This is a genomic window from Pseudomonas sp. SIMBA_067, from assembly GCF_046534675.1.
GTDB classification, from domain to species: domain Bacteria; phylum Pseudomonadota; class Gammaproteobacteria; order Pseudomonadales; family Pseudomonadaceae; genus Aquipseudomonas; species Aquipseudomonas putida.
In genome coordinates, this window is the sequence record NZ_JAWRYH010001436.1 from 1 (window position 1) to 232 (window position 232).

1 protein-coding gene is annotated in these 232 nt (G+C 48.7%); it reads left to right on the forward strand.

The window, feature by feature from the left end; genetic code table 11:
- Positions 1-232: hypothetical protein (locus tag SB765_RS34150; protein ID WP_410933093.1), on the forward strand; the 232-nt coding region annotated here is incomplete at both ends.

Here is a 232-nt window from a genome sequence, read left to right on the forward strand (position 1 = left end):
CTGCGCTTAAGAGTTCAGGCCAACCAGAAGTTATGTTGTTTGACGCAACAGACGCTGCGGCAAAGACAAACTATTCAGCAGTCAAGCGCATCCCTGAGTACTTGCTCTTCGCGCGTGAGAACGGTCTCTCAGATAGTGGGGCCGTCATTGTTACAGACGACCCGAAGACGTTCTTCATTTTACGTACACAACTTTATGAGTCAAAACTGCAATACTCGACGCAGGTACTCGT